Genomic DNA, 15,911 nt, shown 5'->3' with positions numbered 1-15,911 from the left:
ATCATGACAACCACACCACACAGCCCGAAGCAGGCAGACGTGCAGCAACCTCACTGGCTTGAACAACAGATCGAACACCTTCTGCTTGCAGTCGAGCATGAGCTCCGTGCAGCCGGACCTCTCGGGCTCAGTGAGCTGGAATTAATCAAAGCTCTGCAAAGTGATCGCTGGGGCCTGATCGGACCGGTAAATTTCCATCAGTCTGAACAGCTTTATCCTGTGCACTTCCTGATTTTCCACACACTCTACAGGCTTAACGACCAACTTCTGCCAGAAGGTGAAAGCATTCATCTATCCCCCATTCGGATAAGGCTCTTCGCTATAGATAGAGACACGAATGAATCCTTGCCCGGGCACACCGATGAGCTGAGATCTTTTTACCTGGATATCGGTCAGTATTTTATGTCCAATACCGAGATCAGAAACATGGTGGACAACTTCTGGAAAGGTACAGTACGGCAAAAACCGGATAACACCTCAGTGTCTTCAGCGGCACAAAGACTAGGTTTTGAGTGCCCGCCAGCGCAGTTTATAACGGTAAAACAGCAGTTTCGGAAGCTGGTTATGAAAGCCCACCCCGATCGAGGAGGAAGTACTGAAGAGGTGCAAAGCCTGAACGAGTCGTTTTCTATACTTAAGGCCTATTATTCCTGAATATCCTGCTTCAACCAAACCTCAAACCGGAAGCTCCTGCTCATGATGATTTTCAGAAAGCTGGCTCGCGCTTCAGCCCTTTTCCTTTTTCTGGCATTGCCGCAAGCAACCAACGCAGATCTTGTCGTGCTGCAGTACCATCATGTTGATGACAGCACCCCTCCTGCAACCAGTACCTCCGTCTCGCTGTTTGAGGCACAACTTCAAATGATTTCAGATCTTGGGTTAGAAGTCGTTAACCTGAACTCCGGCACAACCCAGGCTCTTTCGGACACAGCAACAGATATCAACCAGATTGCCATCACCTTTGATGACGCTTATGAATCCGTCTATACCTTGGCGGCTCCGATTCTTGAGCAGTACCAAATGCCTTACACCATCTTCGTAAGCACAAACGCTGTCGGGACTCAGGGTTATATGAGCTGGAAACAACTTGAAGAGCTGGCAAATAACAGGCTGGTAACCATCGCAAACCACAGCGCAGACCATGCCCATCTCGCCAGAAAAAGAGGAGAATCAGAAGAGCACTGGAGCAATCGCGTGGACCACAGCCTGGATGCAGCACAAAAAGTACTAAAGGCACAGCTGGGGTCATCTGAAACGCTGTTTGCTTATCCTTATGGTGAATACGACACCGGCGTGGAGAAGAAAGTCAGGCAAAGGGGCTGGTATGGTTTTGGTCAGCATTCCGGTGCAATTGGCAATGATTCACTCGGTACACGGCTACCCCGTTTTCCCATGGCAAATGCCTATGGACAACTCGGTAGCCTGAAAGACAAACTTCTCAGCAAATCCTTCCCTGTTGCCGCCAGCGAACTCCCGGACAGCGTGATTACCAGAAACCCGCCGCACCTGACGTTGGAACTGAGCGATAAGCTTTCGCCAGACCATCTGACCTGCTTCGCGTCAGGAATAGGCCGTATTGATTTCACCCTCAACGGAAGCACAGTGACGGTTCAGGCACCCAGGGCGATACCCGGCCGACGGTTCCGCTACAACTGTACACACCCTGCAGGAGATGGACGATTCTATTGGCTGTCTCAGCCCTGGCTGAATCTTGACGCACCAGAAGACTAAGCAACACTTATTGTTCGAAGGTGGCGATCCCCAGCTCACCTTCGGCCTTATGAGTAATTGCCTGGGGGCCGTAATCTGTATCGATGACAGTCTGCCCTGCCAAATCTTCTGAACGAGTGTAGACAATCATCCAACGCTCCCCCTGACCTGGAAATGCCGGCACCCAGGCCTCAAAAAAGCCCCGACGGCGCCAGTTTTCCGGGGTGTAATCCATCACCAGATCAGTCACCACCCTGACTACCCGGAACTCCCGGTCAAGAAAAGCCAGGCTAGGTATAAATACACCTTGGTGGTTGTAGGCACGGATCCGCATAACAAAGCCTGGCTTAATTGTTCCAGACGGCAGCGCAATTAACTGAAAAGGGGATTCACCGGAACTAAACTCATGACGGGTAGTATCACTATCAATCCGGACACCAAACTCACTACCCTCTACCCACTCCAGATAGTTTCTACGGGCAAGATCCTGGCAACAAGCTGATGAGAATTTATCAAACTCACTCATTTGTTCCTGCTCTATACCCAATATCGCAAACGCGTTCGGATCATAACCCTCGACGGGTTCAGTTTCAGCGATGGATTCTGATGGCAAATAGACAGTAGCCGGTGTCAGATTCAGCGGGCTGGCACGGGAGCCTGCATCCAGATCAATATCAGGCGTGTAATAGCTGACGCGTACATGCCCCTCAGCATCTAACCAAGTGAAGTAAGGTTGCCGCTGACCTTCACGGATAAAGCCCTTGCGTGCCAGTTCATCTCCATCCGGGTAATTCTCAGCCGTGAATTCCTCCTCTTTGGGCAGCTCACTGGCTATGGGGACGCTATTTTCAGCAAGGCTGGCAGCATGACTGCCAGTCGAAACCGAAGTCTCGGAGGCTGGAATGATGGAGTAACGAACCCGTCCCTGTTCATCAACCCAGGTGAAGTAACCTTCACGCTCTTCAGGTCCTGCATTACCACCACCCAACTGGCAACCTGCCAATAAACCAGCGGTCAGCAAGCAGAGTGATTGGCGGCTTAATCGGGTCAGAACCATCGGGCAATCTCCGCAGTGTAAATCAGAACTTGGTCCTGAAACTCAGACCTGCCATTACTACGCGTGTTGAGGTTTTGATCTCCAGGCCAGCATATGGGTTGTAAATGATATTCGTTATGTTGTCACAGTTTACGTTGCAACTCGAGTCGGCCGGAATGGTTTCAATCGACTGCAAGTACGATAAATTCATATCGATTTCCGTGTTTTTATCCCACCTGTACCCCATACCCACGCTGTACAGATTCGCACCACCGAACGGAGCCATGATGGACCTTTGGTCGTCGGGGATGACAGAATCTCGTATTTCAACACCCGCTCGTAAATCAAGACGAGAAGACACGTGAAACTCTGCACCAAAAGCCCAGTTCCACACACTCTTGAAGCCCATAGGCAACTTAAGGCTGTTCGGTGTTGCGTTGTCTGGAGACAGAATTCTGGCAGCGTTCAAGAACTCAAGATCACGGTCAAACGTGAATTCCAATGCATCCCACTGAGCAAAATCTGTCCAGCCAATGTCCGTATTCAGTGTTAGCATCGGATGCACATCTACGCTGATCCCGGTCTGAAAGTGCTGAGGGTACACAAGGTTCATTGATACATTACCGGCCTCACGAGGAGCACCAGAAGGCAAACTGAGAATGGCCGATGTGATCGCACCAAGAACCGAGCCGTTCAGGCCCTGCCAGAAACCCGCCCAGTCATCGGTATACTGGATCTCAAACTTACCCTTCAGGTTCATATCCGCTTCGGACGTATAACTCGCTCCCCAGCGGAACCAATCTGTCGGCTCCCACATCACGCCCAACGCATAGGTAGGAGAAACAGTTTCCTGAACATTCAGGCTCATCGCACCAATGTCATCAAACGGGCCGATGTTGCCACCACAAAGAGCCAGCCAAGGCTGCAAAGGTTCATCACCACTCTCGCAGTTGAAGGCATCCTGCAACACTTCTGCCACCCCTAGCAGCATGTTCGGCGCTCGCATGTACTGCTCCGCAGCCAGGCCAAAGTGTGACAGGTGAATACCAGCGCCCACAGACCATTCATCATTTATTTCATAGCCAATGGTCGGCGACAAATAGGTCGTTCTCTGAATGGCGTTGTTTTGTGGCTGATAGCGGCCCGGGTCAGAATCATCACGCGCGTAACCTGCCGCCATCGGCATATAAAACGCATTAGCATAAGTGAGCTTCGATCCCGGAGGCTTGATACTGATCCCCGCAGATGGAGCAACCGCCGGGCCAGGGGGCAGAGGCAAAACACCGTACCCAGGCAGATAGAGCGCTACATTGTTCGTATGGCTATGGGTATTTGCTACCGGATCCCGCTGTTTTCCAGTCAACGGGTCTGTTTCAAGACCCTTGATACCAAAAATCTCGTACTCTTCATCTGCAATAAAATCGGCATCAATATCCATATAGATACTGAGTACGTTTACTTCAAGCTGACGACCGTCCAGTTTAGTCAAGCCAGCCGGATTATAATGAATGGCCATAATCCCGGGGGGATCCGCTGTAACCGCGTTCCCCAGTGCCAATGCTTTCGGATGAAGCGTCAGGTTTTGCGTCAGCTGCGCCTGAGCTCCACAGGAAATACCGGCGGCAATCATCGTTGCCAGAATATGCCGTTTGTAACTAGGTTGTCCCATGAAATACTTCCCCTTCCCTTAGAACGTCTGCAGCTCCAATCACTCTTTGAGGCCGGAGAAATTAATGGGTAGGGATACACCTAGAGAGAAGTCCGGCGCATCTTCCGTCAGACCAATACCCAGGCTGGTGTTAACAATCGTCATATCGCTGACACGGGTACCAAGCGACATGCTCAGGAACCCCGTCATCTGGTCTTGGGCTGCGGCCTGATCACCGTTGGAAAAGGTCAGAATTGTTTCATCGCTGTAGCTGACTTGTGCGGAGACACTTAACGAGATGTCATAAGACAGCGAATAGGCAAAACCGGCTGAACCAGAAAAGCCGAAGCCTGGCTCCACCTCGGTCAGCAAGCGGCCACCACGTACCTGTTCTAACCCATCCTGGGCAATGTTGTAGGTGCCACTGACAGAACCAAACACGACCACCGGATCAAGAACCTTAGACATACTCAGGCCACCACCGATTGAGTAATATCCGCTGCCGGTAGACAGTTGCCTCTTGATATCGATTTCGTAGGGGCTAACGCCTGTCTTGCTGTTGAGCGTACCAAAAAAGGTCGTCGATATTTTACCCGGCACATAAGCAAACGGTTGCCAGCGACCGGTAAAGGAAACATCACCGAGGTCGTATACGTTCAGCTCGTCTTCCGTATCGTATTTAACAATCAATGGAATACGCGTACCGATAGTCAGGTTATCCAACAACCCGTAATCATAAGAAAAAGAGTTTGTAAAACTGTGGGTCGCAGAAGGAACAACATCGAGATTTCGGACCGACCCATTGGATATTGACAGGTCAAGCCTCTGATCACCTGTATAGGAGTAGTCAAATGAATAGTTAAGAGAATGAGTACCTTTTTTCTGCAAAGAGTAGTTTTTTTCCGCTGCCTGAAAGACTTCCTCCAGCTGCCTGCTGGAATCCTCATCTCCTTCCTGACGCGAAAGCGCTTCCCTCGCCTGATCCACGCTTCCATCCTGCGCCAACGTCATACCCGGAAGCAGACCCGCCGCGGAAACAAGGAAAAAGCCTCGCACAAACCAACGATTCATCCTGACTCCCTACTCTTATTGATTTTATTCCTGTTCCGGGCAAACGCCCGAAAATTAGTTACGACGGTAATAAAGCTGTTTGCGCGTATTCTCTACGCTACCGTCCGGATTATTTTTCTGTCGTTCAAGCAGGTTCTGCAACCGCCTATCCGTAGACTCGTAAAACGCTGGAATCTGGTGCATGGCCAACAGCGTCATCGTCTGATCATCAACAAACCGCAGGTCTTCCTCTTTCAGTTCCAGATTATCGAGAGGCTTGTCGCTGCCGGGGAAAACAATGAACAGCACGTTGTCATCCCAGATTTCTTCAAACTGAGCCAAGGTAAAAGAGATGTTTCCGACTGCGGGATCTGCCAGATAAACGCGTCCGTCACGAATAGTACGAAGTACAACGAAATGCTTGAAACCTGCATGTTGGATAGGAACGATAGCGGGGTGATCAAGCTCCATCAGATCATCGATGCCAGCACGAAACCCACCCGAGGGGTATCCCAGCGCGGTAACCAGCTTTTTCATATCCAGCATAGAAAATGCACGGCGCTCAACAATCCGCTCACTTTCGCCGTAGTGAAGCAACCCTTCCATCACCTGGCGCTCTGAAAGCGTTCGACCAAGATAATTATTGAGTACTGTTGTTAACGCCGCACTGCCGCAGCTGTAATCGTATGCCTGGCGAACAATGTTTCGGAAACTCTGCTCCACCAGAGGCTCAACCCGAACATCCGACCGATGCTCCACCGCACTGGAGTCGACTTTGTGCTCCAACACGATGGTGCCCCGGTCAAACGGTTCAACCTCGGTGGCCTCTTGCACAATGGCGAAAGTGAGAATAGATCCGGCCAACACCAGCAGCATTATGGAAAGTTCCTGTTTTTATTAGACATGCAACTTAGCGGTTACATCTTGTTACCGTAAGATACCGAAATCGCAATCCGCTTAAAGATAACTGTGCCTCAAATCTATCGCTGCAGGTGAGGCCCACCAGGACAGGAGTGAGAACTGGTTCAAGGGGGCACCACCGCCCCCTGCATCAGCTCTACGCGTTAAAGCGGGAAAACCAATCCTACCAAACCGTAAGTGATCAGAGTAACCACAAAAACCCCGGCAATATTCAACACAAAACCAGCACGTATCATGTCTGCTATCTGCACATGCCCACTGGAAAAAACAATCGCGTTTGGTGGGGTTGCCACGGGCATCATAAACGCACAACTTGCTGCAATAGCCGCTGGCACAGTCAACAACAACGGTGATACCCCCTGAGATACAGCCAAAGCTCCGAGTAAGGGCAAAAAAGCAGCTGCCGTGGCGGTGTTGCTGCTAACTTCTGTCAGAAAAATAATAACGATAGCAACCAGCACAATAACAAGGAATGTTGGCAACGTACCCAAAGCACCCAGGCTCAAAGCGATCCATTCTGCCAAACCGGAACTACTGATTACCCCGGCCATGGCCAGACCACCACCAAACAGCAGAAGAACGCCCCAAGGCAGCGTGTTGGCAGATGGCCAATCCAGAATATACGTACGCTCTTCACGATTCACCGGGGTAATAAACATGACCAAAGCTGCGGCAATCGCAATTCCCGTGTCACTGAGCCAGGGCATTAATTCTGAAGAAAGCAACGGCCGGAATATCCACGCCATGGCCGTAATCGAAAACACCACTGTCACCAATTTCTCACCGCGACTCATCGGCCCCAGCCGGGCCAGTTCGTCACTGATCATGTCACCGCTATTTCCCGTGCCATCAAGGCCAAAATCATCACGTGTAAGCCACCACCAGGTCAGAACCAACATCGAAACACTGACAGGAACACCAATCAGCATCCACTGCGCAAAACCGACTTCAACACCTTGGGTCTCACTCAGATAAGCTGCCAGCAGTGCATTAGGCGGAGTTCCAATGAGCGTCGCAATACCACCAAGACTCGCAGCGTAAGCAATAGCCAGCAACAACGCTGTACCAAAGCGACGAACCGCCTCGGGGTTATCACTCCCCATCATACTGACAACCGATAGTCCGATCGGCAGCATCATAATCGAGGTAGCCGTATTGCTTACCCACATGCTGAGGAAGGCTGTAGCGGCCATAAAGCCCGCAATCTGTCGCCGTGGCTGATCACCCACTGCTTTGAGCGTAAGCAGGGCAATCCGGCGGTGCAGGTTCCACCGCTGCATCGCCAACCCAAGCGTAAAACCGCCAAGAAACAAAAAGACAATTGGGTTTGCATAGGGTGCTGTAGCCTCCCCGATCCGCCCCAACCCAAGAGCAGGAACCAGAACAATCGGCAACAAAGCTGTAGCAGGAATAGGAATAGCTTCAGTAGACCACCAGGTAGCCATAAGCAGCATCAACCCCAAAGCCGCCCATGCTTGCGGGCTCATACTCTCAGGTGCAGGCATCAATACGGTGACCAAGAGAAATACCGCCCCGAGTATCAGACCAATAGCCTGCGCCTTCGGCATACCCTTGTTTGCCTGCTTCCCTATTTTCCTTACTGTCATTTACAATTACTCTGGTCAGGTTGATGTTTTCAGGTAATCGATAAAAAGCGAATTAGCCATAAAGACGTTCACTCACCGACTATTAGCTCACAGACTAGAGACTATGCTGAGCAGATAATTGATACCTGTCAAAACCTCGTCATCTATCGCAGGTTAGGATAATTAATTCATATAGTTATCACAAAGGAGCTGTGAACCATGAACACTGATCTGATTGAAAAAGCCACTCGTCTCAACGAAACTCTGTTCAGCCAATTCAGCAAGGCCGCAGAAATGCAAATGGAAGCATTGCGTCGTTACGCTGACGTTGCCATGGAGCAGGCCAAGCAAGCTGCCGAAGTCCGGGATCTTGACGGTCTGAAAAAACTGACATCCAACCAGGCCGAAACTCTGAAATCACTGAATGAACAATTCACCAGTGACTGGAAAGCCTGGCAAGACTATTTCACAGAAACCCGTGAGCAAGTTCAAAAAGTCTTCGAAACTGAAGCGAAAGAACCTGTGAAGGAAAAACCGACTAACTCCAAGCCTTCCGCTGGCAAAACAGCAGCCTAATCAGCCTGGGCACTATAATAGCCGGAATAACAGAGTTATTCCGGCTATTTCCATTCAGGTAACAGGAGCCGCCCCAATGCTTGGCCTGAACTTTTTCGGTAAGACTGCAGACCAATTTCTCAAGACCTTTGAACCCCGCATTCGTGAAAGTCAGCAGCAGATAGAGAAACTGCTGGGTGACACGGGCATGATGGACTACGCCAAGCTTTCGACCCTCACAGAAATGTCAGATGCCTACCGCGCCATGGCCGAGGATCTGGTGCTGCACCCTCTCCGTTTCGCCAGCGCAGAGATAGACCTGACAAAAAAATACCTGGGACTTGCCCGTTATTCTTTTGCCCGCATCAGAGGAAAACAAACAGAGCCTGCCGTCATGCCTGCTGCAGACGACCGGCGTTTTCTTGCCGATGACTGGAACAAGCATTTGCCCTTTTCGGTATTGCAGCAAGCCTACCTGATCAATTCCCAGGCATTTCTGGATTGGGTCGAAAGCATAGAGGGCTTACCAGGCCCCAGTCATGACCAAATGATGTTCTATGCACGCCAACTGACCAGCGCCCTGTCGCCCTCAAACTATCCGCTCACCAACCCGGAAGTTTTACGCATCACGTGGGAGCGCAAAGGCATGAACCTGATTGATGGTGCCCGCAATCTGCTTGACGACATGCGCCAAAACCCAGGCCTGTTTAACGTGGCCATGACCGATCGCACTGCCTTTGAAGTAGGTCGTAATCTGGCCACAACTCCGGGTAAGGTTGTCTATCAAAATGAGCTCATGCAGCTGATCCAGTACAACCCTACCACCAAGACCGTTGCAAAGCGGCCATTATTGGTTGTTCCGCCGTGGATCAACAAGTTCTACATTCTTGATCTCTCGGAACGAAACTCCTTTATCCACTGGCTGGTAAACCAAGGCCAAACTGTATTCGTCGTATCATGGCGAAATCCGGGCCCGGATCACAAAGAAACCGGCTGGAGTGACTATGTCCAACTCGGCATACTTGAGGCTATAGAGGCGGTAAAAAAAGCCACTGGCGAAGAAAAAATGAATGCTATCGGCTACTGCATTGGTGGAACACTGCTTGGGTCTGCGATGGCTTTGATGGAGAAAAAGAAACTCAAGCCCATTGTCAGTACCACCTATCTGACAACACTTCTGGATTTCTCGGATCCCGGTGGCATTGGTGTATTCATTAATGATCACTCCATTCGCGGTATCGAGCGCGCCATGGAGAAAAAGGGCTACTTTGATGGCCGGGCGATGGCCTTTACGTTCAACCTGCTCAGAGAAAATGACCTGTTCTGGTCCTACTGGACAAACAACTACCTGAAGGGCATCAAACCAAAAGCCTTTGACTTGCTGTACTGGAACCAGGATGGCACAAACCTGCCTTATCGCATGCACAGTTACTATCTGCGAGAGATGTACCTGCATAACCGTTTGGTTGAACCGGACGCGCTCACGATTTGTGGTGAAACCATCAACCTGGCTGAAGTTAAAATTCCATCCTTCTTCCTCTCTGCTCGCCAGGACCACATCGCCAAATGGAAAACAACCTATAAAGGTGCCAGGGTTTATGGAGGGGACGTTCAATTCGTGCTCTCAGGATCTGGCCATATTGCCGGGGTCATCAACCCGCCCTACAAAGAAAAGTATGGCTACTGGACCAACAACGCCTTACCGGAAAGTCCAGACGACTGGTTCAACGAGTCGGAGATGCACGATGGATCCTGGTGGCCATACTGGCGAGAGTGGGTGAAGAAATACGAAGGCGCTCAGGTGCCTGCGCGAATTCCCGGCGATGGAAAGCTGGAAGTTATTGAAGATGCTCCCGGTAGCTACGTTAAAGTCAAAGCGGCAGAGGCCGGCAGGCAATAACAGCGCTGATAAACTGATTTATATCAAATACTACGCAACCGGAAAGAAATATCCACGATAGTCCCATTGCTGTGCCCGGGACTCCAGCGGAAACTTACTAGTTACGTCAGCCTGTGACCGATACTCGCAGGCTGACGACATCCACCACCGAAGGCAAAATCACGATGACTTTCAGGACCACCCTGCTCTCAGCATGCTTGCTGTTTTTTGGCTGCGCAACCGTATCCGCTGAAACTTTGAAAATTGGCCTGAACTACCCTGAAACCGGGCGCTATAAAAATCAGGGATTGCAGCAACGACTGGGGGCATTTCTTGCTATTGAAGAAATCAACCAGGCCGGCGGCATACAAGGTAAACAACTGGAACTGGTGATACGAAATACCCGTGGTGAACCAGAGCGGGGCGCAAAAAACACCGGAGAACTGATTGACAGAGAAGGTGCGAAAATGGTGTTTGGCGGCGTATCCAGTGCGGTCGCCATTGCTTCAGGTAAAGCAGCCCGTGACCGCAATCGCATCTACTTTGGCACCCTGACCTACTCGAATGAAACAACGGGAAGCGAAGGGCATAGCCACATGTTTCGTGAACCCTACAATGCCTGGATGGCCGCTAAGGCCCTTGGCAAATATCTCCAACAACACCATGCCACTGACAACTATTTTTATATGACGGCAGACTACACTTGGGGCTGGTCCGTTGAGGAATCTGTCCGTCAGTTCTCCAATACAGAAGATACTGAACGTCACCCGGGTGTAAAAATTCCATTTCCGCGGGCTCTGACTACCGACTTCCGCAAGGCGCTTGAACAGGCGGCAGAATCGGATGCCAGCGTTCTGATTATGGGCCTGTTTGGAGACGATATGGTGCGGGCACTCACAGTGGCCTATGACATGGGATTAACCAAGCGTATGCAGGTAGTGGTTCCCAATCTTACTCTCAGCATGGCCCGGCAGGTCGGGCCTACGATAATGGAGGGCGTCGTCGGTGCGGCTCCCTGGGTATGGAACCTCCCTTATGAATACAATTACCCAAGGGGGCAGGCGTTTGTCGAAGCATTTTCATCCCGATATGATATGCGCCCCTCTTCCTCTGCAGCCTCAGCCTACAGTATTGTGTACCAGTATAAGGATGCCGTTGAAAAAGCTGGCACCACCAACACTGCCAACGTGATCCGTGCGCTGGAAAACCATACATACAGCTTTCTGAAAGACGAGCAATACTGGCGTAAACTGGATCATCAGAACATTCAGACAGTTTACGTGGTAAAAGTTAAACCCCGCACCGCTGTCGTGGCCGATGAATATGCCTCGGATTACTTCGAGATCATCGACGCAATGCCGGGAGAACAAGCAGCCCAGACCCAAGAAGAGTGGGAGGAGCGCCGCCGCCAGGCCGGCAAACCACTCCAGCTCTGATACAAGGAGTTAGTCAGCAGTGGTTGAAGATCAGATCAAAAACAGTACCGACTCGTCCAGGCCCGGTGAGCTCCCTGACCACTGTGATCTTTTAGTTATCGGTGGTGGGGTCAACGGTACAGGCATAGCCATGGATGCCGCTGGGCGAGGCCTGAACGTTGTTCTGTGTGAGATGAACGACCTGGCTTCTGCCACCTCGTCCAGCAGCAGCAAGCTGATTCATGGGGGGCTACGCTACCTGGAACACTATGAGTTCCGTTTGGTACGGGAAGCGCTCGCAGAACGGGAAGCACTGCTGGCCAGCGCGCCACACATCATGTGGCCCATGCGTTTTCGCCTGCCCCACCAACCCCACTTGCGCCCCGCATGGATGATCCGTACCGGATTATTTCTATACGATCACCTGGCCAAACGGGAATTACTGCCTGGCTCTCGCTCTATCAACTTTGGCTCTGACTCACCTTTGAAGTCCGGGATCACAAAAGGTTTCGAATACTCGGACGGCTGGGTTGATGATGCCCGGCTAGTGGTGCTATCTGCCGCCAACGCCCGGAACAAAGGTGCTACCATTCTTACACGCACCCGCTGCACCCGCGCCATCCGCCAAGACGGACATTGGCTGATCACCCTGGAAGATACTTTGCAAGGAAACCGTCACAGTCTCAGAGCTAAAGTCATAGTGAATGCCACCGGTCCTTGGGTCAGCAGTCTGTTTAAGGACAGTCTGGAAATAAAAGCACCCAAACAGATTCGCATGGTAAAAGGCAGTCACATTGTGGTGCCCCGCCTGAATCAAAACACCGAAGCTTATATTCTGCAGAATGAAGACCAGAGGATCGTGTTCGTCATTCCCTATGAAGACGACTTTTCGCTCATCGGGACAACCGATGTGGATTACGAGGGAGATCCTTCGGAAGCCAGAATTTCTCCATCAGAGACCGAGTATCTGTTAGAAATCACCAACCAATACTTCCAAAGACAAATAACGGCAAAAGATGTGGTCTGGAGCTATTCCGGAGTGCGACCGCTGATGGATGAAGAAGGTGGCACAGCGCAATCAGCTTCAAGAGATTACTCCTACGAAGTAAACGATGAAAACAACCAACCACCATTGATCTCAGTATTTGGCGGGAAAATCACCACCTACCGGAAACTAGCTGAAGCCGTCACAGATCAGGTCTGTGAGTATTTCCCGGAGGCGGGTAAGCCTTGGACGCGAAAATCACTACTCCCGGGAGGCGATTTCACCTCTCAGCCTGAGCTAGCTTCGAAGTTAACTTCGGATTTCCCGTGGCTGGCAAAACCGATAATCCATCGCTTCGTTCGTAGTTACGGAACTGAAAGCTACCACATTCTGAAGGGCGCGCGCAGCAGCGGTGACATGGGACACTGGTATACAGACACCCTGAGCCAGAAAGAAGTGGACTACCTGATTTTCAACGAATGGGCGCTCTCCCCAGACGATATCCTCTGGCGCAGGACCAAACAGGGCCTGTACATTTCTGAAGAACAAAAACGAATGCTCGGAGCCTATCTCAGTGAGACAGCCCCCCGTCTCAGGCCAAAGTGTGTTGGCCCGGCACTTTCAGAGTAACTGACCAACTCTCTCCTGAAGGAGAGGTACCACTTCACCCTCGAACCACAGATTCCTTCGAAACCAGAGGTTATTTCGGGGGCTAGGATGAGGCATCGGAAGCAGCTTCGGCCAATATTGCTTCCACGCCTTCACATTATCCGTTACCGATCGACGACCATCTGACAAGTGCCAGGCCTGTGCGTACTGGCCAATAACCAGCGTTAACTCAATGTGTTTGAGCCTGACCAGCAATGCTTCTCGCCAGGTATCCGCGCACTCCGGTATGGGCGGTAAATCCCCAGACTTTCCCGTGCCCGGAAAACAAAACCCCATAGGCAAAATCGCCACCCGACGATCATCGTAAAACGTATCCCGATCTACCCCCATCCACCGGCGAAGTCTGTCACCACTTGGATCATTAAAGGGCAGGCCTGTTTCATGTACCTTCCTTCCAGGAGCTTGCCCTACGATCAAAATACGGGAGGTCTCCGAAAGCTGAATCACTGGCCGGGGCTCATGAGGCAACTTGTCACGGCATAAGGTGCATGCACGGACTCTGGAGACCAGCTGTTCAAAGCTGAGTTGATCGAATTCGGAACGGCTCATGTTTCATATTCCCAAAACACGCTGGCACCCTGCTCCGGATTACTGACCCCGCGTCTCATCCAGCCAAACAATTCTCGCCCATAACCTTGATGCTGACGGGTCAGGTCTCGGTTAGCCACCTCCCGGGATTCAAGGATCGCGTCATCCAGCAAAACGGATAGGTGCCCATTATTCGCATCCAGGCGAATAATGTCCCCGTTGAGGATCTTAGCCAGCGGACCGCCATTCAAGGCTTCCGGGTACACATGAATCGCCGCAGGAACCTTGCCCGAGGCTCCAGACATTCGGCCATCCGTCACCAGCCCCACCTTATAACCACGATCCTGCAGAACGCCCAGATACGGGGTCAACTTGTGGAGCTCAGGCATACCATTAGCCCCTGGCCCCTGAAAGCGAACAACAACGACACAGTCACGATCCAGTTCGCCCGCTTCAAAGGCGGCTTTCAGGTCGTTCTGATCATCAAAAACAACAGCCGGTGCTTCCACACAGTGGTGCTCCGAAGCCACGGCAGATACTTTAATTACACCCCGCCCCAGATTGCCTTCCAGCACCTTCAGGCCACCGTCGGGTGCAAATGGATCAGCTACCGAACTGAGCACATCAGGACGCAGGCTTTCTTGCACGGCGGGACTCCACTCAAGCTCATGTGCGCCCAGCCGGGGCATTTGGGCGTATCGCTCCAGGCCTGGCCCCATGACCGTATTCACGTCGTCATGCAGAAGGCCTGCACTCAACAACTCACGAATCAGATAAGGCGTTCCGCCTGCCATATGGAAAGCATTAATGTCTTCTTCTCCATTAGGATAAATCCGTGTCATCGATGGAACCGCTGCAGAAAGATCAGCATAGTCATTCCAGTCAATAATGATACCTGCGGCTCTCGCAATCGCGATCCAGTGAATTGTGTGATTGGTGGACCCTCCGGTCACCAGCAAGGCCACCAGCGCATTCACAATGGCTTTTTCGTCCACCATGTCGGCCAATCCCAGGGTTCCCCCTTGAGGTCTGGACAAACGGATCACCTGCTCTGTTGCGGCACGGGTCAGCGCATCTCGCAAGGGGGTATTCGGATGAACAAATGCAGCACCAGGCACATGCAGCCCCATCACTTCTACCAGCAACTGGTTACTGTTTGCTGTGCCATAGAAAGTACAGGTACCAGGACTGTGATATGATTTGCTCTCCGCTTCCAGCAATTCATCCCTGCCGATTTTGCCTTCAGCATACAATTGGCGGATTCGCTGTTTTTCTTTATTGGGAAGTCCGGATGGCATTGGGCCAGCAGGAATCACCACCGCAGGCAGGTGACCAAAACTCAGCGCCCCAATCAACAGGCCTGGCACAATTTTGTCACATATACCAAGTAAGGTGACAGCATCAAACATATTGTGACTGAGCGCTACCGCGGTACTCATCGCAATGGTGTCACGGGAGAACAGGCTTAGATCCATGCCTGGCTGGCCCTGGGTAACACCGTCGCACATGGCTGGCGTGCCCCCGGCAAATTGCGCCACCGACCCCATACCGTGGGCAGCCTCGCGAATCACATCCGGAAAACGGTGATAAGGTTGATGGGCAGACAGCATATCGTTGTATGCGGAAACAATCGCCACATTGGCTCGATTCATCAGCTTGAGGCTGTTTTTATCACTCGACTGGCAAGCCGCAAACCCATGGGCCAGATTACCGCAGGACAAAGTGCTACGAAGGGGCGCCTTTTCGCTCAGTGCATGCATTCTAGCCAGATAAGCATCACGGGTGGCCCGGCTTCTCTGAACTATCCTCTCAGTAACCTTCAAAACCGCAGGCTGCATGAATTCTCTCCCACATTGATGAACACACTACGTAAGTGTACTTCCTTAAAGACTTGCGTTCAGATTCAATCAACCATACTCAATACATTGT

General features: G+C 51.4%; 13 protein-coding genes. 6 read left to right on the top strand and 7 right to left on the bottom strand.

Annotation, left to right across the window (positions count from 1 at the left end):
* Positions 1 to 3 precede the first annotated feature (3 nt).
* Entirely contained in the window at positions 4 to 654 is a 651-nt protein-coding gene (locus ABYA77_RS03735) for a DNA-J related domain-containing protein (RefSeq protein ID WP_372964597.1), read from the top strand.
* 42 nt (positions 655 to 696) lie between these two features.
* Complete coding sequence (locus ABYA77_RS03730) at positions 697 to 1,731, top strand: polysaccharide deacetylase family protein (protein ID WP_372964596.1); 1,035 nt, start codon at positions 697 to 699, stop codon at positions 1,729 to 1,731.
* A gap of 7 nt (positions 1,732 to 1,738) precedes the next feature.
* Here the strand turns inward: ABYA77_RS03730 and ABYA77_RS03725 are convergent, their stop codons facing one another.
* The 5 genes from ABYA77_RS03725 to ABYA77_RS03705 all read right to left on the bottom strand — a co-directional run bounded on the left by ABYA77_RS03725 (position 1,739) and on the right by ABYA77_RS03705 (position 7,972).
* Positions 1,739 to 2,767, bottom strand: a complete 1,029-nt coding sequence (locus ABYA77_RS03725; RefSeq protein ID WP_372964595.1) for a MalM family protein — start codon at positions 2,765 to 2,767, stop codon at positions 1,739 to 1,741.
* A 22-nt stretch (positions 2,768 to 2,789) separates the two neighbouring features.
* Complete coding sequence (locus ABYA77_RS03720) at positions 2,790 to 4,415, bottom strand: OmpP1/FadL family transporter (RefSeq protein ID WP_372964594.1); 1,626 nt, start codon at positions 4,413 to 4,415, stop codon at positions 2,790 to 2,792.
* Positions 4,416 to 4,454: 39 nt separating this feature from the next.
* Positions 4,455 to 5,465, bottom strand: a complete 1,011-nt coding sequence (locus ABYA77_RS03715) for a transporter (RefSeq protein ID WP_372964593.1) — start codon at positions 5,463 to 5,465, stop codon at positions 4,455 to 4,457.
* Positions 5,466 to 5,519: 54 nt separating this feature from the next.
* Positions 5,520 to 6,320 (bottom strand): C39 family peptidase, encoded by an 801-nt coding sequence (locus tag ABYA77_RS03710; RefSeq protein ID WP_372964592.1) that lies wholly within the window; start codon positions 6,318 to 6,320, stop codon positions 5,520 to 5,522.
* Between the two features lie 188 nt (positions 6,321 to 6,508).
* On the bottom strand, positions 6,509 to 7,972 hold the full coding sequence (locus tag ABYA77_RS03705; RefSeq protein ID WP_372964591.1) for a DASS family sodium-coupled anion symporter: 1,464 nt from the start codon (positions 7,970 to 7,972) through the stop codon (positions 6,509 to 6,511).
* 198 nt (positions 7,973 to 8,170) lie between these two features.
* Here ABYA77_RS03705 and ABYA77_RS03700 point away from each other — a divergent pair, with 198 nt between their 5' ends.
* The 4 genes from ABYA77_RS03700 to glpD all read left to right on the top strand — a co-directional run bounded on the left by ABYA77_RS03700 (position 8,171) and on the right by glpD (position 13,415).
* The gene (locus ABYA77_RS03700; protein ID WP_372964590.1) at positions 8,171 to 8,527 is read left to right on the top strand and encodes a phasin family protein; all 357 of its coding nucleotides are present in this window, start codon (positions 8,171 to 8,173) and stop codon (positions 8,525 to 8,527) included.
* A 76-nt stretch (positions 8,528 to 8,603) separates the two neighbouring features.
* Positions 8,604 to 10,406 (top strand): PHA/PHB synthase family protein, encoded by a 1,803-nt coding sequence (locus ABYA77_RS03695; RefSeq protein ID WP_372964589.1) that lies wholly within the window; start codon positions 8,604 to 8,606, stop codon positions 10,404 to 10,406.
* A 164-nt stretch (positions 10,407 to 10,570) separates the two neighbouring features.
* Positions 10,571 to 11,821 carry an ABC transporter substrate-binding protein gene (locus ABYA77_RS03690; protein ID WP_372964588.1) on the top strand — a complete coding sequence of 417 codons (1,251 nt, stop codon included), beginning with the start codon at positions 10,571 to 10,573 and terminating at the stop codon, positions 11,819 to 11,821.
* 130 nt (positions 11,822 to 11,951) lie between these two features.
* Positions 11,952 to 13,415, top strand: a complete 1,464-nt coding sequence (glpD, locus tag ABYA77_RS03685; RefSeq protein ID WP_372964639.1) for a glycerol-3-phosphate dehydrogenase — start codon at positions 11,952 to 11,954, stop codon at positions 13,413 to 13,415.
* Here glpD and ABYA77_RS03680 read toward each other — a convergent pair.
* Together ABYA77_RS03680 and edd are read right to left on the bottom strand one after the other, a co-directional pair.
* Complete coding sequence (locus ABYA77_RS03680) at positions 13,407 to 14,003, bottom strand: uracil-DNA glycosylase family protein (protein WP_372964587.1); 597 nt, start codon at positions 14,001 to 14,003, stop codon at positions 13,407 to 13,409. The two genes, glpD and ABYA77_RS03680, sit on opposite strands and share 9 nt — an antisense overlap.
* Entirely contained in the window at positions 14,000 to 15,820 is a 1,821-nt protein-coding gene (edd, locus tag ABYA77_RS03675; RefSeq protein ID WP_372964586.1) for a phosphogluconate dehydratase, read from the bottom strand. Before edd ends, ABYA77_RS03680 begins: the two co-directional genes overlap by 4 nt.
* Between the last annotated feature and the right edge of the window lie 91 nt (positions 15,821 to 15,911).

Source organism: Marinobacter sp. (assembly GCF_041595835.1).
Taxonomy (GTDB): domain Bacteria; phylum Pseudomonadota; class Gammaproteobacteria; order Pseudomonadales; family Oleiphilaceae; genus Marinobacter.
This window is presented reverse-complemented; position numbering and strand designations above follow the sequence as displayed.